Annotated in this window: 15 protein-coding genes and 1 tRNA gene; 6 read left to right on the top strand and 10 right to left on the bottom strand. The window is 66.6% G+C overall.

Annotated elements, in window-relative coordinates; translation table 11 throughout:
• Window positions 1-206: 206 nt before the first annotated feature.
• Window positions 207-1,403: a cystathionine beta-lyase gene (gene metC / locus RPPS3_RS13370; RefSeq protein WP_107344543.1), complete on the top strand. Its 1,197-nt coding sequence runs from the start codon at window positions 207-209 to the stop codon at window positions 1,401-1,403.
• 402 nt (window positions 1,404-1,805) lie between these two features.
• Here the strand turns inward: metC and RPPS3_RS13365 are convergent, their stop codons facing one another.
• The 6 genes from RPPS3_RS13365 to RPPS3_RS13340 all read right to left on the bottom strand — a co-directional run bounded on the left by RPPS3_RS13365 (window position 1,806) and on the right by RPPS3_RS13340 (window position 13,037).
• A complete protein-coding gene (locus tag RPPS3_RS13365) occupies window positions 1,806-2,144 on the bottom strand; it encodes a lipid-A-disaccharide synthase N-terminal domain-containing protein (RefSeq protein WP_012496014.1) in 339 nt (112 codons plus the stop codon).
• Window positions 2,144-2,896: a glycosyltransferase family 2 protein gene (locus tag RPPS3_RS13360; RefSeq protein WP_012496013.1), complete on the bottom strand. Its 753-nt coding sequence runs from the start codon at window positions 2,894-2,896 to the stop codon at window positions 2,144-2,146. The genes RPPS3_RS13365 and RPPS3_RS13360 overlap by 1 nt, the downstream gene beginning before the upstream one ends.
• Before the next feature lie 62 nt (window positions 2,897-2,958).
• On the bottom strand, window positions 2,959-3,807 hold the full coding sequence (locus tag RPPS3_RS13355; protein WP_107344542.1) for a phosphatase PAP2 family protein: 849 nt from the start codon (window positions 3,805-3,807) through the stop codon (window positions 2,959-2,961).
• Window position 3,808: 1 nt separating this feature from the next.
• Window positions 3,809-5,554 (bottom strand): ArnT family glycosyltransferase, encoded by a 1,746-nt coding sequence (locus tag RPPS3_RS13350; protein ID WP_107344541.1) that lies wholly within the window; start codon window positions 5,552-5,554, stop codon window positions 3,809-3,811.
• 50 nt (window positions 5,555-5,604) lie between these two features.
• Window positions 5,605-7,827 (bottom strand): penicillin-binding protein 1C, encoded by a 2,223-nt coding sequence (gene pbpC, locus RPPS3_RS13345; protein WP_107344540.1) that lies wholly within the window; start codon window positions 7,825-7,827, stop codon window positions 5,605-5,607.
• Entirely contained in the window at window positions 7,824-13,037 is a 5,214-nt protein-coding gene (locus RPPS3_RS13340; protein ID WP_107344539.1) for an alpha-2-macroglobulin family protein, read from the bottom strand. The genes pbpC and RPPS3_RS13340 overlap by 4 nt, the downstream gene beginning before the upstream one ends.
• A 293-nt stretch (window positions 13,038-13,330) precedes the next feature.
• Here RPPS3_RS13340 and RPPS3_RS13335 point away from each other — a divergent pair.
• From RPPS3_RS13335 to RPPS3_RS13320, 3 genes are all read left to right on the top strand, one after another.
• Window positions 13,331-13,407 (top strand) — tRNA-Arg (locus RPPS3_RS13335).
• Between the two features lie 528 nt (window positions 13,408-13,935).
• Window positions 13,936-14,142: a hypothetical protein gene (locus RPPS3_RS13330; protein ID WP_159060684.1), complete on the top strand. Its 207-nt coding sequence runs from the start codon at window positions 13,936-13,938 to the stop codon at window positions 14,140-14,142.
• 561 nt (window positions 14,143-14,703) lie between these two features.
• Window positions 14,704-15,450, top strand: coding sequence for a hypothetical protein (locus RPPS3_RS13320; RefSeq protein WP_107344536.1), 747 nt, complete (start codon window positions 14,704-14,706; stop codon window positions 15,448-15,450).
• Window positions 15,451-15,511: 61 nt separating this feature from the next.
• Here the strand turns inward: RPPS3_RS13320 and RPPS3_RS13315 are convergent, their stop codons facing one another.
• The gene (locus RPPS3_RS13315; protein ID WP_107344535.1) at window positions 15,512-15,955 is read right to left on the bottom strand and encodes a translation initiation factor 2; all 444 of its coding nucleotides are present in this window, start codon (window positions 15,953-15,955) and stop codon (window positions 15,512-15,514) included.
• 241 nt (window positions 15,956-16,196) lie between these two features.
• On the opposite strand from RPPS3_RS13315, the gene RPPS3_RS13310 reads away from it, so the two are divergent.
• Window positions 16,197-16,550 carry a hypothetical protein gene (locus RPPS3_RS13310; RefSeq protein WP_107344534.1) on the top strand — a complete coding sequence of 118 codons (354 nt, stop codon included), beginning with the start codon at window positions 16,197-16,199 and terminating at the stop codon, window positions 16,548-16,550.
• On the opposite strand, the gene RPPS3_RS13305 is transcribed toward RPPS3_RS13310, so the two are convergent.
• Both RPPS3_RS13305 and RPPS3_RS13300 read right to left on the bottom strand, forming a co-directional pair.
• Window positions 16,551-17,030: a threonine/serine exporter family protein gene (locus tag RPPS3_RS13305; protein ID WP_012496005.1), complete on the bottom strand. Its 480-nt coding sequence runs from the start codon at window positions 17,028-17,030 to the stop codon at window positions 16,551-16,553.
• On the bottom strand, window positions 17,027-17,833 hold the full coding sequence (locus RPPS3_RS13300; RefSeq protein WP_107344533.1) for a threonine/serine exporter family protein: 807 nt from the start codon (window positions 17,831-17,833) through the stop codon (window positions 17,027-17,029). Before RPPS3_RS13300 ends, RPPS3_RS13305 begins: the two co-directional genes overlap by 4 nt.
• A 220-nt stretch (window positions 17,834-18,053) precedes the next feature.
• Between RPPS3_RS13300 and RPPS3_RS13295 the strand changes: the two genes are divergently transcribed.
• Window positions 18,054-18,395 (top strand): hypothetical protein, encoded by a 342-nt coding sequence (locus tag RPPS3_RS13295; RefSeq protein WP_107346591.1) that lies wholly within the window; start codon window positions 18,054-18,056, stop codon window positions 18,393-18,395.
• A 48-nt stretch (window positions 18,396-18,443) separates the two neighbouring features.
• Here RPPS3_RS13295 and RPPS3_RS13290 read toward each other — a convergent pair whose 3' ends face one another.
• Window positions 18,444-18,902, bottom strand: a complete 459-nt coding sequence (locus RPPS3_RS13290; protein ID WP_107344532.1) for an FKBP-type peptidyl-prolyl cis-trans isomerase — start codon at window positions 18,900-18,902, stop codon at window positions 18,444-18,446.
• Window positions 18,903-19,006 lie beyond the last annotated feature (104 nt).

Raw genomic sequence — 19,006 nt, 5'->3', positions numbered from 1 at the left:
CACCATGCTGCAAAACTCTCGCCCGGCATTCGCGAGCCCCTCAGCACGATCTCCAGACAGACCGGTATGCATCACAGAACGAGACGCGCGCCGGGTCAAGGGGTTGACGGCCGTCTTCCAGAAGCTGCTATTACCCCCATTCGTCGAAGTAGCCGAAGCACACGCACGAGCGCTGTCACATTCGGCACAACCACCAGCGAGCCACCATGGACGCCTCCGACTCCAGCGGGACACCCGCGCCGCTCAGCACGCAGACCCGTCTCGTCACCGCAGGGCGCGACACTGCGGCGCAGAAGGGCTTCGTCAATCCGCCGGTGGTGCATGGTTCGACGGTGCTGTACCCGACCGCGGCCGATCTGCACGCCCACCGCGGCGAGTACTCCTATGGACGGCACGGCACCCCGACCACCAAGGCGCTACAGCAGGCGTTGATGGCGCTCGAAGGTCCGCAATGTGCCGGCGTCGGCATCACGCCCTCCGGCGTATCGGCGATCTCCACCGCCCTGCTCGCTGTCGTCAAAGCCGGCGATCATGTGCTGGTGTGCGACAACGCGTATCGGCCGACCCGGCTGTTCTGCGACCAGATGCTGAAGCGGCTCGGCGTCGAGACCAGTTATTTCGATCCGCTGATCGGCGCCGGCATCGCTGCGCATTTCCGGCCGAACACGGCGGTGGTGGTGGTCGAGGCGCCCGGCTCGCAATCGTTCGAGATGCCGGACATCCCGGCGATCGCGGCGGTCGCCAAGCAGCACGGTGCGCTGGTGATCGACGACAACACCTGGGCGACGCCGCTGTATCATCGCTCGCTGGAACAAGGCGTGGATATCTCGATCCAGGCCGCGACCAAATATATCGGCGGTCACTCCGACATCATGTTCGGCACCATCTCGGCCAACGCCGCCGCGTGGCCGAAGGTGTCGGAAGCGATCCGGCTGCTCGGCGTCTGCGCCGGCCCGGACGATGTGTTCCTGGCGCTGCGCGGTCTGCGCACCCTGGAGGTGCGTCTCGCCCGCCACTATCAGGCCGGCCTGGAAATGGCGCGCTGGCTCGCGGCGCGTCCCGAGGTGCAGCGCGTGCTGCATCCCGGGCTCGATACCGATCCGGGCCATGCGATCTGGAAGCGGGACTTCACCGGCGCCTCCGGGCTGTTCTCGGTCGTGCTGCAGCCGTCGCCGCAGGCTGCCGTCGATGCGCTGCTCGACACCGTGTTGCTGTTCGGGATGGGCTATTCCTGGGGCGGCTTCGAAAGCCTGGTGATCCCGTTCGACTGCGCCTCGTATCGGACCGCAACACCGTGGAACCCGGGCGGCCCGGCGCTGCGGCTGCATATCGGGCTGGAATCGACCGACGACCTGAAGGCCGATCTCGACCGCGGCTTCGCGGCGTTCAACGCGGCGCGGTAAGCGCCCGCTCCGTTATTGCGAGGAGCACCCGGATCGGCACTTCGCGCCGTCCGGGCACAGGGTCCGCGACGAAGCAGTCCAGCGCAGCGCAGTGAGCTTCTGGATTGCTTCGCTTCGCTCGCAATGACGGGGATAGTTCTCGTTCTGATCGCGCTGAGCAGCGTCAGACGGTTCGCTGAGCTTCAACGATCGGTTGAAGCGGATTTGGCCCTGCCAAGGGTCCAAAGTCCTCATCCTGAGGAGCCCGGCCTCGCCGGGCGTCTCGAAGGATGAGGGGCCACATCGCCTGCGGCGCATGGTTCGAGACGGCGCTTCGCGCCTCCTCACCATGAGGTTCTGCAAGCTGCGACCGCTAGGAAGTGCGGTCCTGATCTGTCGAAGCCAGAAATGCTCTAGGCTCGATCAGTTCGGTACGCTCTCCGAGCCGCGGGCGTGCGCCTTGATGATCAGCATGATGTTGCGCACGTATATGATGGTCGCCATCGCCTGGCCGAGGATGATCACCGGCTCGCGCTTGGCGATGCCGTAGATCAGCGTCATCAAGCCGCCGCCCATCGAGAAGAACCAGAACGCCATCGGCACCACGCTCTTGCCGGCGCGCTCGCTCGAGATCCACTGCACCAGGAAGCGCGCGGTGAACAACAGCTGCGCGATCAGGCCGAAGGCGAGCCAGAAATCGAACTTGGCGACGAACACGTCGTAGAGATAGTCGCCGAGTTCCTGACCGTATTGAATCAGCATCAGTTCACCTCAGTGGCGACCGGTGTCGCTTTCTTGCGGCGGATCAGCCACCACACCCCGGCGAGATCCATCAGCCCGACCCACAGCCGATCGAAGAAGCCATAGTTGGACTTGCCCGACAATCGTGGCCGGTCGGCGACATCGACGTAAACAATGTCGAAGCCTTCGCGGCGCACCAGCGCCGGCAGGAACCGATGCAGGCCGTCGAAATACGGCAGCGACAGGAAGACGTCGCGCCGGAACGCTTTCAGGCCGCAGCCGGAGTCGCGGGTGCCGTCGCGCAGGATGGCGTTGCGGACCTTGTTGGCGACGCGGGACTGCAGCCGCTTGAAGCCGGTGTCCTTGCGGCCCACCCGCTGGCCGGCGGCAAGGCCGACCCGCGCCCCGCCCTGCTCCAGCGCAAAGATCAGTTCGGGAATGAACGCCGGGTTGTTCTGGCCGTCGCCGTCGAGCGTCGCGACCATGCCACCGCGCGCCGCGCGGACGCCGGTCCGCACCGCCGCCGACTGGCCGCAGGACGCGGCATGGCGAATCTGGCGCAGATTGGGCCGCTCGGCGCGCAACGCGGCAAGCCGCTGCGGTGTGGCATCGGTCGAGCCGTCGTCGACATAGACGATCTCGTAGATCCAGCGCCCATCGAGCGCGGCGGCGATCTCGGCGATCAGCGGGGCGACGTTGTCAGCCTCGTTGCGCACCGGTACCACGATGGACACCGCAGGCGGCGGTCCGGACTGAGACAAGGTTTCAGGCATGCTTCGGAACAATCCGGGGCCGACGGGAACTCGCGGCCGGGCGCTGTCTGCGCGCCCGCTTCTTATGGGGCGGAGCCGCCGCGGGCAACCCTTTTGACGCGATCCCAGGACGGCCCTGGCAGCGGGTCGATGGTGCCATCCTGCCGGATGGTGAACGCCAGCCGCCGCGCCGCGAACCAGTACCGCACCGCCATTGCGCCCACGAGCCCAAGCAAGGCACCGGCGACGACGTCGCTCGGATGGTGGGCGAGCAGCACCAGCCGGCTGACCAGGATGGCGAACACGTAAGCCGCCATCAATGCTGTCAGCCGCGGCCACAGCGCCGCCACCGCAAAGCCAAGCGCCGCCGCGGTGATCGAGTGGCCCGACGGGAAGCTGGCATAAGCCTCGTTCCAGGCGAACAGCGAGAAGTTGTACGGATCGGCGGCACCGCCGACGAACGGACGGCCACGGCCGATGATGCCCTTCAGCACTTCGCCGATCGCGACCGGCACCAGCACGGCCAGAAACAGGAATTGCACGCGGGTGCCGAAACCGATCATCACCGCGCGCGACATGCCGCGCAGCAACGGCACGATCAGCAAGATCAGCAGCAGCAAGCCTGCGAGCACCCACAGCACATAAGCGGACTTGCCGAAATCGGTGATGATCTTCACCGGCCACAGCGACGGCGTGCCCCGCGGCGGCATCAGGCCGATCTCGAACGCATCGACGCCGACCATCAGGATCACGATCGCCAGCGACAGCACGGCCGTCAGCCACAGCGCGTGCCGAGCCCAGCGCCGCGCAGCTTCGGCGCGCCGCGAATGCGACGGCGGGCGGACGAGCTGCGCCAGCGCGCGGCCGATCACCAGCAGCAGCTCAACGGGGTAGATACGCTGCGGCCGGCCGGCCTTGGCGGGCACGGCCATGTTATTGCGTGCCTTCGGAGCGGAAGATCGCGATCGAGACCGGCTTGCCTTGCGAGAAGTTGTAGCCGTCGATCCGGGCAGCAACATTGTACCGCAACCCGATCGCCTCGGCCCGGCTGGCGAACGCCCTCTCGCTGCGCGACTCGACGATCGCGAACCGGCAGGAGCCGCCGAGCAGGAAGTCTGCAGCGCCGGAGCCGTCGGTGAGCAGCGTATCGGTGCCGGTCATGAACACCAGGCTCGGCTCGTGATAGCCGGCCGCGGCCGCCTTCGGCCCGACGCAGACCACCTTGCGCAGCTCGCGGGCGATCTCGACGCTCGGGAACACCGGCCGCAACGTCGGGACCACAACACCAAACACCGCCACGACCAGAAACAGCGACGCCAGCGCGCCGTTGAGCAGCGAGGCTTCGGCGCGGTTGTCGTCGAACAGGCGCCAGGCGAACAGACCGAAGATCAGCGAGCCGGCCGCGAACGGCCACGCCAGGAACATCGGGTGGCGCGTCAGATACACCGAACCGATCACCACCAGCGGCAGGATGATGGCCGGAATCGCGAACCACCACGCCGAGCCGCGCGCCAGCCACGAGCGCGACAGCACCCGCCGCTCGATCGCGCCGGCGGTCATGATTGCGATCGCTGGATACAGCGGCAGCACGTAGTGCGGCAGCTTGGTGATCACCAGTTCGAACACGATCCAGGACGGGACCAGCCAGGCGAGCAGATATTGGGCGCCCGGCTCCCGCCGCGCCCGCCACACCGCCGGCGCCGCCATCGCGGCCAGCGGCGCGCCGGGCCAGAACGTCGCCCAGAACAGCAGGAAATACAGACCGGGAGGCGCGCCGTGGGATTCCTGCGGGCTGGCGATCTTGCTCAGCATGTCGCCGCCGACCGAGTCCGCGAAGAAGGTGTCGCCGGCGCGCAGATAGATCGCGATGAACCACGGCAGCACCCACAACAGCATCCACGGCACACCGAGCAGCGGCCGCAGCCGCCACAGCCAAGCCGCCGAGCGATCCAGGATCGCCAGCGGGATCACCGTCAGCGCGATGAACATCAGGATCAGCGGGCCCTTGAGCAGAATGCCCGCCGCCAGCGCGGTCCAGAATACCGCCGGCACGCTCCACGACCGCTCCGGACCGATGTCGCCGCGCTGCCAGCCGAGATAGGCCCGTGCCATCGCGCCGAGCGCGGCGGTGACGGTGAACAGCAGGAACGCGTCGGTCTTGGCGAGACGCGCCTCGACCCCGAGCAGGATGCAACTACACAGCATCAAGGCGGCGATCACCGCCCCGCGTCGTCCGACGAAGGCCAGCGCCGCCCAATAGGTCATCAAAACCGCGCCGATCGCACCGGCCAGCGACGGCACCCGGTACAGCCAGATCCGGACCTGCGCCCGCGGCAAGCCGAGCTTGCCGGCGGTCTCGACCACGGTGGCCTGCAGCCAATAGATGCCGACCGGCTTCTTGTAGCGAACCTCGTCCTGATAGCGGATGTCGATGAAGTCGCCGGTCTCGACCATCTGCTTGGTCGCCTGCGCGAACCGCGCTTCGTCGCGGTCGATCGGCGGGATGTTGAAGAATCCCGGCAGGAAGAACAGCAGCCCGACCAGCACCAGGAAGGCCGACGCGCGCAGGTGACTGACCGTCACGAAGTCCAGCACCGCAACCAGCCCGCGGCCGGGATCGACGGTGGTTTTAGGTTCGCGCGGCGCGCCGAAACGGGGTCTGGCAGAGGTCTCGATCATCGGCCTCGCATACGCTGAAACCGATACAGCGACAACTGCTTAGCCCGGCTCTATTGAATTCTGACAACAACTGTGTCCGCGGCGCCAGAGGCGTCCATCACGGTGAGCCGGACGAAGCCCGGACCGGGCGGCGCGATCAGCCGCTGCCGCCGTCCGTCGATCTCGCCGACCGACAATCCGTTGACCATCACGGTCATCGGCAGCACCCCGCCGGCAACCTTGACCGGCAGCGCGCCGGCCGAGGCTTCGCTGACCGCATCGATCCGCGATCCGTTCAGGGGAAACTGGATCCGCAGCGCCTTGTCGTCGCCGGGCTGCACCAGATCGCCCGACGACCGGAACCGCCGCAGCGGCAGCGGCAGCTTGGCGTTGGAGGCGACGAGCGTGCCTTTCGGCGCCTTCGGCAGCGGCGCCCGCATCTGGCCGCTGCGGGCGAAGGCGTCGAACAGCACCGGGGCGGCGGCGACGCGGCCGATCATCCCGGGCACCGGGGCGCCATCGGGCCGGCCGACCCAGACCCCGATCGTCATCCGGCCATCGAACCCGACCGACCAAGCGTCACGATAACCGTACGAGGTGCCGGTCTTGAACGCGATCTGGTTGCGCACCGCATTCTCAGGCGGCGGCGTGCCGAGCAGAACGCTGCCGACCTGCCACGCTGCGACTTGATCCAACAGGCGCAGAGTCTCACGCTTGTCGTTGCCGGAACTTGTGATTTCGCGCAGCGGCAGCACGCTGCCGAGGCGCGGCAGCCCGCTGTAAAGCTGCACCAAGTCGATCAGCTTGACGCCGACGCCGCCCAGCCCGATCGCCAGACCCGGCGCTTCATCCTTGGGCAGCACCAGCTCGGTGCCGGCCTGTTTCAGCCGCGAGGCCAGCCGCGAGGCGCCGACGCGGTCGAGCAGTTCGATCGCCGGAACGTTGAGCGACAGCTGCAGCGCTTTCCGCACCGGCACGGTGCCCTGGAACGTCATGTCGAAGTTCTCGGGCGCATAGGCGCCGTACCGCACCGGGCGGTCGTCGATCAGGCTCTCGGGGTGAACGAAGCCGTCCTCGAAGGCGAGCCCGTAGATGAAAGGCTTCAGGGTCGAACCCGGCGAACGTACCGCACGGGCCATGTCGACCTGCCCAGCGCGGCGGTCGTCGAAATAGTCCGCCGAGCCGACATGGGCGAGCACGTCGCCATTGGCATTGTCGACCGCGACGATGCCGATCGAGATGTCGGGGCCGAGCGCGGCGGCGCGGTCGCGCGCCAGCGTCTCGAGCGCGCGCTGCAGACCGGCGTCGAGCGTCAGTCGGATCAGCTTGGCGTTCTTGTCGGCGATCACCGCCTGATCGGCAGAATGCGGCGCCAGCACCGGCATCGGCTTGCGCTGGCGTGCGACCGGCACCGCCCTCGCCTGCGCCGCGTCGTCGTCACTCACGACGCCGTCTTCGACCATCCGCGCCAGCACCCGGTCGCGCGCGGCCTGGGCGGCATCCGGGAAGCGATCGAGCCGGCGCGTTTCCGGCGACTGCGGCAACGCTACCAGCAGCGCCGATTCCGCCAGCGTCAGCCGCTTCGGCTCCTTGCCGAAATACGCGATCGAGGCGGCGCGAATGCCTTCGAGATTGCCGCCATACGGCGCCAGCGCCAGATAAAGATCGAGGATCTGCTGCTTCGACAGCGTCTGTTCGAGTTCGACCGCGCGCACCATCTGCCGCAGCTTGGCGCCGACCGAGCGCTGGCGCCGCGGCTCCATCAGCCGCGCGAGCTGCATGGTGATGGTCGAACCGCCGGAGACGATCCGGCCGTGACTGACGAGCTGCAGCGCGGCGCGTCCGACCGCGAGCGGATCGACGCCGTGATGCTGATAGAACCGCTTGTCCTCGTAGGCGAGCAGCAGCTTGAGGTAGCGCGGATCGACTTCGGTTGCGGCATCGACCGGCAACCGCCAGCGTCCGTCGGCCATCGCAAATGCCCGCAGCAGCTTGCCGTGGCGGTCGACCACCGTCACCGAGGTCTGCCGCGCCTCGTCGAGCGGCAACGGGCCGAGCGAGACGGCGTAAGCGACAAGGCCACCGATTGCGACGGCGATCAGGAGCGCCGACACGAGGGCGGTCGTCCTGATCCTCCCCCAACCTCTCCACCCGTCATTGCGAGGAGCGAAGCGACGAAGCAATCCACGCCGCGCGCGTGGCGCTGGATTGCTTCGCTCCGCTCGCAATGACGCCTTGGCAGGCGTCAGGACCTCTCGCGACGCTGCGGGCGTGTTGGTCGGCCGCTCGCTCATTTCGCAGCCCGCACCTCGATCGTGCCGGTGCCGGTGCGGCCGTAGCGCGAGGGATTGTACATGTCCTCGACCACGGCCTGCGGCAGCACGTATTTGCCGGGTGACACCGCGCGCACCACGTAGGCGACCGTGAACACCGACTTGTCGTCGGCCTTGCGGTCGATCGCGGCGGTGAAGCGGTCATCGCGGAACTCGGTATTCACCGGCTCGGCGCCATCGGCGATCCAGCTCAGCGTGCCGGAGTCGCCCGACGACACCAGATGCGGATTGTCGATCTCCAGGCCCGCCGGCAGGTAATCGGCGATCATGACGTGGCCGTATTCCGGCTTCGGCTCGGTGATCGTCAGCACCACCGCGAAGCGGTCGTTCTGCTTCGCCTTGGCGATGTCGGCCGGCTCGCCGCCGAGCGTGAAGTAATTGCGCTCGATCTTGAAGCCGTTGCTGGCAGCCGGCTCCGGGGTGATCGGCGAACCGCTCACCGTCACCACCGCCTGCACCGGGGAGTCGCCGGTGTTGGCGATCTTGAGCGGCTGAGCCTTCACCTCGTCCGCCTTGTAGCTGCGATACAGCGCCGTCTTCACCGCATCGCCGTTGAGGTCGACCGCCATCGTCTCCTTGGCGAGCGCGCGCGCCGCCAGCACCAGCCAGGCGTTCTCCTGGGTCGAGGTGTAGGGCGACAGGCCGCGCGCGGCTTCGACCCGCTGCACCGCCGTCGTCAGCGTCGGCCGCGGCGCGTTGCCTTCGCTGGCAAGCGACACCAGGGCCGCGGCATCGCGCAGCTCGGAGCCGTAATCGGTCCGGCCGAACACGATCGACGGCTTGGGATTGAGGCTGTCGGCCGCCGCCGCATACACCCGCTCGGCGCGGGCGCGGTCACCGACCAGCGCCAGCGCCGCGGCGAGCTGCGCCTTGGCGATCGGGGTGGCCAGCTTGTCGAGCTTGGTGTCGGCGAGATAGCGCAGGTCACCGATCGGTGCGGCGCCGTTGCGGGCGAGCACATAGAGGCCATAAGCGAGATCGCGGCCGCCGTCCTTCTCCGGCTCGTCGGCATTGACCACCGAGTTACGGATGCGGTCGAGCGCGCTGCGGAACGCGACGTCCGGCACCACGAAGCGCTTCTCGCGCGCCCGGGTCAGGAAGTCGGTGACGTAGGCATCGAGCCAGGCGTCATCGCCGCCGGTCGACCACAGCCCGAACGAGCCGTTCGAGCCCTGCCGCGACAGCAGCCGGTCGATCGCGCCCTTGATCCGCTCGTCGGCGCTGCCGTCCATCGCCAGATGCGCGCCGGCGGCGAGATCGTTGACGTAGAGCAGCGGCATCGCCCGGCTGGTGATCTGCTCGGAGCAGCCGAACGGATAGCGGTCGAGCGCCTTGAGGATGGTGGCGGCGTCGAGCGCGGTCGACATGCTGACCGACAGCGACAGCCCGCCGGTGCCCGGCACCAGATCGGAGAACATGTCGGAGGTCAGCGTCAGGCTGTCGCCCTTGGCCAGCGTCCGGATCGAACGCCGCGCCAGGGTCTGGTTGGCGGGCCGGACGTCGAGCGCATAGTGCCGCGCCAGCGACAGGCCGTTCGGCCCCTGGATCGCGACATCGAGCGCCGCGGTGCCGGCGCCGCCGGCGTCGAGCATCAGCTTGGCCGAGCCGCGCTGCTTGGCGGCAAGCTTCATCGTCGTGGCCGCTTCGCCGCTGAGCTTCACCGGACCGCTGGCGCTGACCTTGATGGTGTAGTCGCCCGCAGCGCCTTCGACGTTGTCGAGGTCGAACGCCATGGTGCCGCGGTCGCCGTTACGCAGGAAGCGCGGCAGCGTGGTCGTCAGCACCACCGGATCGCGCACCGTGACGTCGGTGTTGGCGCGGCCGACCTTGGTGGCGGTCCACGCCACCGCCATCACCCGCGCGGTACCGGCGAATTCGGGAATGTCGAAGTCGATCGTCGCGGTGCCATCGGCCGCCACGGTGACGATGCCGGAATACAGCGCCAGCGGCTTCTGCGTCGGCGGGCTGCCCTGCAGCTCGGCCGCGGAGGAGTCACCGCCGGAACGGATCTGGCCGCGCGCGCCCTGCATGCCGTCGATCAGTTGGCCATAGAGGTCGCGGATCTCCGCGCTGAGCCGGCGCTGGCCGAGATAGTACACGTCCGGCGCCGGCGGCTTGTAGCCGGTGAGATTGAGGATGCCGACGTCGACCGCGGCGACCACGATCTTGGCGTCTTCGCCGGGCGACAGCCCGCCGAGCCGGACCGGCAGTTTCAGCGTGGTCGACGGCCGCACCAAGGCCGGCGGCGACAGTTCGACCGACAGCGTGCGCGCCGCCTTGTCGATGCCGAACCATTTCAGGCCGATCGCACGGCCCGGCATCCGCTGCGCGGCGGTGTCGAGCGGCCGGCGCAGCGTGGTGACCACATAGGCGCCCGAGCCCCAATCCTTGCCGACCGTGAGCTTGACCTGCGAGCTGCCCGGCTTGACCTGCAGCGACTGCGTGGTCAGCAGCCGGTCGCCGAGCACGTTGACGGTCAGAAGACCCGCGGTGCGCGCGTTGACGGTGACCGTCATGGTGTCGCCGGAGGCATATTCCGGCTTGTCAATCGAGGTCTCCAGCAGATCCGGCGTATCGGCCGAACCATCCGAATACCAGCCGACGTCGAACTGCACCGAGGTCAGCGGACCGGCGACATCGGCGGTCTTGACGTCGAGCCGGTAGCGGCCGGGCTCCGGGTTGAACTGCAGCCGGGCCGGCTCGCCGGCCTTGATCGACAGATCGCCATCGGCGACCCGCTTGGTCGACTTCACCGGCTCGTAGTCCCAGGACGAGTTCTGCCGGTACCACTGATAATGCGACTCGATCTTGAGCAGCTCGTAACGCAGGCCATTGCGCGGCAGCGAGCTGCCGTCCGGCGCCACGAAGGCGACGTCGAATTTGGCAACGTCCCCCTCGGCGACGTTGCGGTCGGCGAACAACGGCTTGACGCCGATCATCGCCGCCGCCGGCGCGACCGGCAGCACCAGCTTGCGCTCGACCGCGCGGCCGCCGGCTTCCGCCATCCGGACGAAGATCTGCGCCTCCTGCGGCCGGGTCGAGGACGGCGGCTTCGGCAGGCTCACCTCGAAGGTGGCGGCGCCGTTGGCGTCGGTCTCGGGCAGGTTTTCGAGCGGGGTACGCTCGTTGCTGGTGGTCTCCTCGTCGGCGACGCCGAACTGATAGCCGGCATAGCCCGGACGCCCTTCGGCCGGCGCCACCAGCAGCTCGCCTTCGATCTGCAGCGCCGAGGCCGGCGCGCCGTACAGGAAATGGCCGTCGACCTTAAGTTCCACAGGAGCATCAGCTTTGATCGCTTTGTCCTTGGTGGAAATGTCGAATTCGATCCGATCCGGAACATAGTCTTCGACCATGAAGGTGGTTTCGCCGACGCTGGCGCCCTTCGGATCGGTGAACGCACGCACCCGCCAGGTGCCGGTCGGCACCGCCGAATTGAGCGCGACATCGAGGCTGCGGCCGCCGGCACCCTGATCGGACAGCACGGCCCGGCGGTATTCGACGCCGTCCGGGCGCTCCACCACCAGCGTCATCGGGCTGGCGGTCATCGCCACCCCCTGCCCGTCGCGCAACAGCGCCGTGAGGTGCACGGTCTCGCCGGAGCGGTACACGCCGCGCTCGGCATAGACGAAGGCGTCGGCGCCGGCCGGCACCGCACGCCCGGCGACGCCGCGGTCGGACAGGTCGAAGGCGCTGGTCTTCAGGCTGAGGAAGGCATAGTCGGCCTTGTCGCTGGACGCGGTCAGCAGCGCCGGCGACAGCCCGCCCTCGCCGCGCGCCAGACCGGCTTCGAACAGCACGTGGCCGGAGGCGTCGGTCTTGCGGGTGGCCAGCACCTCGTTGTTGCGCGCGATCAGCCGCACCTCGGTATTGGCGAGCGGATCGGTCGAGGCCAGCGAATTGACGAAGACGTGGACGCCGTCATTGCCGGAGAACGCGGTCAGGCCGAGATCGGAAACGATGAACCACTGGGTGGCGAGCTGGCCGTCATCGTCGGAATTGGCGGTCGGCCCCTTCGGCGCCGCGGTCATCACATAGACGCCGGGCTGCAGGTCGCCGAGCACCTGATCGACCGGGAACGCAGTGGTGACGTCGGCGTTCAGCGCCGCGGTCGCGGTGTCGAGCTCGCCCGACCACACCTTGGCGCCGCGCTCGTTGCCGAGGTCGCTGAGCTGGTAGCGGCTCAGCGTCCGCTGGAAGTCGCTGTCGACCACGGTGTTGATCAGGTTGCGGTCGCCGATCCGGAACACCTGCACCGCCACGGTCGGGGTGTTGACGCTGACCAGCGGAATGCCGCGCTGGCCGGTGCGCGGCAGCACGTAGGCGCGGCCGGTGAAGCGCACGAGCGGCTTGCGGTCGCGGACGTAGACGTTGAACTCGGCCGATTTCGCCAGCGCCTCCTTCACGGTCGACGGCAGGCCGGCGCGCAGATTGATGTTGTAGCGCTCGCCGTGCTTCAGCCCCTCGACACAGAGCTGGCGCTCCTCGTCGCTGATCGCCGGCTTGTCGGTACCGGCCAGCGTCACATAGGGCGCGAAGTCGGTGCGCTTGGCGAGCTCTTCGGAGAACTGGAAGCACACCCGCGGCGACGCCGAATCCGAGTCCACGGTGTAATCGAGCAGCCGGAAGCCATGGTCGGCGCGCAGCTTCTCATATTGGCCGCGGATGTCGGCGACCTCGCGCAGCTCCAGCGAAATCCGCAAGGCATCCAGCGCCGGCCGCCACAGGCTGCGGTCGGCCATCGCGCGGCCGAGCAGCGCCAGCGCGTCGGCCTCCTCGCCCGGGCTCTTGGCGCGCTGGTAGGCGATATAGGCCGCGGTGGTCGCGCGCTCGCGCAGGAAGGTCCGTTCGGAACTGGTGGCGGCCTTGATCTGCAGCACGGTGCGGGCGAGCCGCAGCCAGTTGTCGCCGTCGGACGGATCGAGCGCCGCGATCTGCCCCAGCGTCTGCAGCCCGCCGCGGTAGTCGCCGCGCTTGAACGCAGCGTCGGCGTCGCTGCGCAGCACCGCGGTCGGCTTGTTGGTGGCCGCCGCCTCGCTCTTGATCTGGGCTTCGAGCTTGATCGCGGCATCCGCCAGCTCGTCGCGCTGGAACGCCTTGTCGGCCGCCTGTGCCGATGCGAGCCCGAGCGCCAATCCGGCGCAAAGCGTGAGGGCGCGAACCAGACCGATCATGCTTGAACTCCCTTGCCGCGAACGAGCGTCGCGTTAGACCCTAGCGCTTTAGACCCACGTCATGCCGTGACGAAGATGACGCCGTGATGGCTGCGGGCGGGCGCAAGGCCGCCGGTTTCGCCATCCATCTTCCGCCCTCGCCGGCCAGCCCGGCTCGAGACTCACATCCTCGCCCGCGCGCGCGCCGAAAACAACGCGCCGCATGCGTTGGACGCAGGATGGTGGCAAATGGTTCGGGGCGGTTGTCGCGGAAGCGGATTTTTTGTATCCGGTGGTGCTATAAAGCCCCCACCGGTCCCATAGCTCAACTGGATAGAGTAGCGGATTTCTACTCCGCGGGTTGCAGGTTCGAATCCTGCTGGGATCGCCAGCTGCTCATTGAGCCTTCGTCCTTTCAACGACTTTCGTTTCGTTTTGGCTCACCGGGTCAACAGGTCAGCCAACAGCTGTTATGGAAATGAGCTTCGCTCCGGCGGTCTCAGCAAGCTTATAATGCGGTTTGCTTCCTCGAAGTCCGCGGCGGTTCGCCGATCGTCTTCCATCCGAACCATGCCATAAGCTGAGGTGCGGGCGTGCCTTGAAGCGCGTGGCACACGGCTACGCGCCCTAAGGCCGCCGCCGAATGGATGAGAACTCGCCGACCAAGTTCGATGAGATCGTGTCATCCGATGACGCCAAGAAAACTACTTCCGTGGATATCGACCACACCCCGCCGCGGCTGCCGCCGCCCAACGCAGGATTCAGTATCGATTGGGCTAGTACCGGGAAAGCGGCTCATCGGCTGCACCGCCCCAATAGACGGCCTAGCGTTTTAGTTTAAGTTACTGAAACTAAAATGCTTTTTGTCATTATTCAGCCATTTTGCATGGGCATTTGGTTCCGAGATTTGGAGGAACCAATGGAAATTCTGCTTAAATCAGTGACCCAATGCTGGCGAACCTTTACGTTCGTATTCTGCACGGCGACGATCGCAGCTACCTTGTGGTACGCAGTGCCGATCTACAAGGTTATCGCCCCACTCAGCGAGCGACAGAAACTGCTGTGCGCCGAGAAATTGCTGCTGAACAATGGCGTCACGCCGGACGAGTGCTCCACTATCCCCTGACAAACGTGCTCCGCCCCCGTCTACTTCGCGCTTAAGGATTCCTTCGGGTCAAGGGACGCAGCAGAACAGCGCGTCATCGCCGAGGACAAATTTACCCCTGATTGAAACGGGGATAAAATGCGCGCGCTATGGCGCTCCAAAGATTGCGTGTCATCCTAATCGAATTGCTCGAATCAGGGGATACTCATGAGCGTCTTTTTAGTTACTTGGGATATCAACCGCGCAAGTTCGAATTACGCGGAAGCTCGGCAACGCCTGATAATTCACTTGGAGCGCTATCCTCACATTAAGGACGAGGGGCTCGACTCCGTTTGGTTCATTCAGTCATCAAACAAAGTACAAACCGTTGATGAAGATATACGAACAAAACTTGATGCTAATGATCGCCTGATGGTCACACAACTCGTGCGCGGGCAACACGCAGGATGGCTTCATAAGAGCGTCTGTGAATGGATTGAAGCGCGGCTCTGAGCTGAATCAGACCAAGGCGACCGGTACTAAGCGTGGCCGCTAATCCTGAAGTGAATTGCATTTCAGCCAGGGAAGTTCGCTTTGTCGACAATGACGATTGAAGAGATCCGCATTGCGGCCACGGAGAAACTGACAGCCGAACGCGCCGAAGCCTCGACCATAGCCGAGACCACGCCTACGGCCCTTACACCGAAGCTGGCAGCGTTCTGCGCCACGCTGGCCAGCAGTTCACCTCTCTACCTCCCTGTTGTTCCGGATCGAAACGGCTTCTACGGCTGGTGCAATAGCGGAGTAATGGAAAAAACACGCGTTGACGGTGGCGCACCTGTTTACGGATGGACAATCTGGGAATGGCCTAATGTGCTCGCGACTGCCGAGTTTCATTGCGTCTGGGAGAGCCCAAACGGCGAACTGATCGACATTACACCGAAGCCAAAGGACGAAAAGACTATCCTCTTTGTCCCAGACCGTTCCTACAACAAGGATTTCGATTTCGACAACAGGCCCGGCAATCGCCGATGCAACGCCTACGAAGGCATCAGTAAAACCGTCACCGCAGCTAGAAAAATCGAATCACTCGGGGCATCACAGCTCGCATACGAAATGCGTCGCGCGACAAAGGCCAATGTGTCCCTTCAGCAGTGGATCGAAAATAAGCTACAGGATGACCCTCGGACGGGCATGATTGATCGGTTGATCGAGGCGACGGACCAGCACGAGGCCCACTTCGATACCCTAGGTACCGATGGAATGATCAAACCAGATCGGAAGTTCTTCGATCTTCTAAAGCGCCGGTTAGCGGCGCTAGACCAAGTAAAGGCTGCCTTCCGAACTTAAGGTGGGCCTTATCACCTTCACGCTGGTTTTACGATTTCTAGGCAAACACTCGCTCACGCTCCTAGCTCACCGGCACCCGGGGCTTGCGATGATGCCGGACGACCGGCGGCGCCGGCGGTGCGACCGGCTGCAGCGTCACCACGACCGGGTTGGGCTTGTGATCCATCGCGGCGCCGGTGGCGGCGTCGACGCCCATGCCGACCACGCCGCCGAGCAGCAGGTTGCCGGCGCCGCCGGCGCCGCCGCTGCCGGAGACTTCGCGGGTCAGCGGGATGATCTGCGGTTCAAAGCCTTCCTTGCTCAGGCTGACGGTGATGTCGGCGTTGCGGTTGACCTCGACCACGCACGGCGTGACGCAGGAGAACGGCGCCTCGGTGCCGGACACATCGGCCTTGGCGCCCGACGGCGTGGTCGCGATCGAAATGTTCTCCGTAGTGCCGCGCGTCACCGACGCACACCCCGACAGCAGCAACGCGGCCAGCACCGCGCCTCCCAATGACCGCATCGCAACCCCTCTGATACCGATGCTTCCAGAGCACCGTGTTACAGCGGAATTTCAAGCCGCGGCGGGCCGCCAAAGCCGCAACTGAGACGCAGGGACAAAGCTATCTGCAGAATGTCCCCACGCCGCGCGATCGGCGCCCGGCGGTGGTCCGGCTCGCCGATGATCCCGCGCCGACGACGCGGCAGCGGGCCGGCGGCCGAATCGGGTACCGATCTGACGACCGGCAAGCATTCGAGATCGCGTGGACCAGTCCCAAGCCCGAGCCATTCTGCATCTGAAAGCGGAGATCGTCCGGGTCCGCTCGTTCGGCCAGTCGCACCTCTACAAGTTCTGGGCCTTCAAGGTCGACGAGATCAGCGACCCGGTGTGGACCGATGGTGCGGCGACCACTTCCACGGTGTGGCTGACGACCGATTACGGGCTGCTCGACGGGACCGGCTACCGGGACCGCCGCAAATTCCGGATCGATCCCGGCGGCCGGGTGTCGCTGATCCAGGCCAGCAGCCATGACGGCAGCATCGTCGAGGGCCGCAATGCCGGACGGCTGGCGAGCGGCGTGGCGCGCGCGGTGGCCTGGCCCGGCACCGGGCGCTGATCAGAACTGCCGGCTCTTGAGCAGATACGCCGGGATCGCCAGCCCCGCCCCGATCGCGCCGACGATCGACAGCACGCGCACGAACGCCTGCGAGGCCGCGACGATCTGCGCGGTCGAGGAGCCGGTGGTGTCGGCGGCGACCGCCATATAGCCGAGCATCGCCTGGCCGAAGAACGCGCCCGGCACCATCGGAATGCAGCCGGCCAGCGCCACCGCGTTGCAGGCCGGGCCGAGCCAGCGCAGCGCCAGGATCGCGGTGAACGAGGTGACGAAGGCCGCCGCGAAGGTCGCGGCCTCCAGGCTGCCGCCGGTCTGCTGCACCACGGTGCGGACCGCCAGCGCCAGCGCCCCGGCGACCGCGCACCAGGCCAGCGTGCGCCAGCCGAAATTGAACAGCACGCCGAAGCCAGCCGCGGCCAGCGCGCCGAACGCGGCCTGATGCGCCAGATACGGCAGCATCGCGATCCAGGTCGCGCTCATGTGTGGATCCTCAGCACGAATTCGGCGAGCCACAGCCCGGTGACGGCGAACACCATGATCATGATCACGGTGACGGCGCGGGCGCTGCCCATGGTCGGATAGCCGTCCATCACGTCGGTCTGGGCGTTGGTGGACGGCACGCCCGGCACCAGCAGCAGGATCGACGCCATCATCGCCAGCTCGGTGGTCGAGCTGCCGATCAGCCGCGCGCCGAGACCGCCGAGCGCCGCCGAGATGCAGCCGACGATCGCCGCGACCACGAACACGTTGAAGCGGCGGCCGAGCAGCAAATGACGAACGCCCTGCCCGATGCTGGCCGCCGCCAGCACCGGCCCGAACGACAGCCAGTCCGAGCCGAGCAGCCGGCCGAACGCGGCGCAGGCGGCACCGGTGGCGATCGCCACCAGCCACGGCGGATGCCGCGGCGTCTCGCTCTGCAGCCGCTTCAGCTCGGCCTCGATCGCGTCCGGCGTCATGTCGCCGCGCGAGGCGCGCTTGAGCAGCTCGCGCACCGCAAAGTCGAGCCGGTGGTTGACGCCGTGCGGACCGATCTGAATCATGCGCGTGAAGCTGTGATGGCCGCGCGCCAGCGTGATCTCGAACGAGGCGTAGCCGGAGCGCATCCCCAGCACCTCGACGCCGAGCGCCTCCGCAACCATCCGCGCGCCTTCGTGCACCACGCGCACCGACGCCCCGCTCTGCGCCAGCACCGCGCCGGCCTGCAGGGCGACATGTGAGATCCGCGCCAGCGAATACGGATGGATCGGTTCGAGGTCTGCAGGATCTGGCTGAATCATCGTCATGGTCGGTGGCTATACAGATTGAAGTGGGGCGAAAGCAGGATTGGTCGGATAGGTGCGCTACATGGATACTAACCGCTTAACTAATCGCGGTCGCATATTACCATTTGCGCTTGATCAGTGACGGGTTAACGCCGTTGGCGTTGAACGCTTCCAATTCCGCAATGCAGGTCTATGCTCATCGCGGTCTCGGCCGCTGCTTATTCGAGGAATGGGGTTGAAGATGAAGTTACCGACATTGATCGTCGCCTGCATCGCCGCCGCTGTGGTGGTGTTCGGCGTCCGCAATTTCAAGGCAGAGCCCAACCCGAACGAGGCGACCGAACAGGCGGCGGCCAGTGCGGCTGCGGTCCCGGTCAGCCCGATCAAGACGCTGACTTCGACCTCCTGCCCGTCCGACGGCTGCCCGATCTCTTGCGAGGACGACGACACCCTGCTGTCGGCGTTCTGCGTCAGCGGCACCAAGGCCCGCTTCGCCGACACGCTCAAGCTTGCAAGCGGCAAGCTGACCGCGACCTGCGGCATGGGCGCCAGCAGCATCCTGGCCTATTGCGGCCGGCAGTAACCGCGGCAACGACGGCCCGGCGCAGGCCGGGCCATCGCATCATCGGCCTTACTTGAGGCCGAGCAATTCCACATCGAAGATCAGGGTCGCGTTCGGCGGGATCACGCCGCCGGCGCCGCGCGCGCCATAGCCGAGCTCCGGCGGAATGATCAGCGTGCGCTTGCCGCCGACCTTCATGCTGGCAACACCCTCGTCCCAGCCCTTGATCACCCGGCCCATGCCGATCGGAAACTCGAACGGCTCGTTGCGGTCGACCGAGGAGTCGAATTTGCGGGTCTTGGCGCCGTTCTCGTACAGCCAGCCGGTGTAGTGCATCACGCAGATCTGGCCGCGCGCCGGCGACGCGCCGGTGCCGACCTGGGTGTCCACGATCTGGAGGCCCGACGGCGTGGTGACGGCTTTGACGGATTCGGACATGGCGGGGGTGCTCGACATCAGGGCCGCGGCGGGAGACAGCGCAACGACGGCCAAAGCCAGCACAGCGCCGGCGGGAAAAGCGAAACGCATCGGATTGTCCTTTGGGAAGATCGACGTCGGTCGCGGTGAGGCCCGGTTGTAGCCGCTTGGCACCGATCCGACAACCAAGCCAAGCGGGGCCGCCTGCCGGCCGC

The sequence above is a fragment of the Rhodopseudomonas palustris genome (assembly GCF_003031265.1).
Taxonomy (GTDB): Bacteria; Pseudomonadota; Alphaproteobacteria; order Rhizobiales; family Xanthobacteraceae; genus Rhodopseudomonas; species Rhodopseudomonas palustris_H.
Note: the sequence above shows the minus strand (reverse complement) of the source record. Positions and strands in the feature narration are given on the sequence as shown.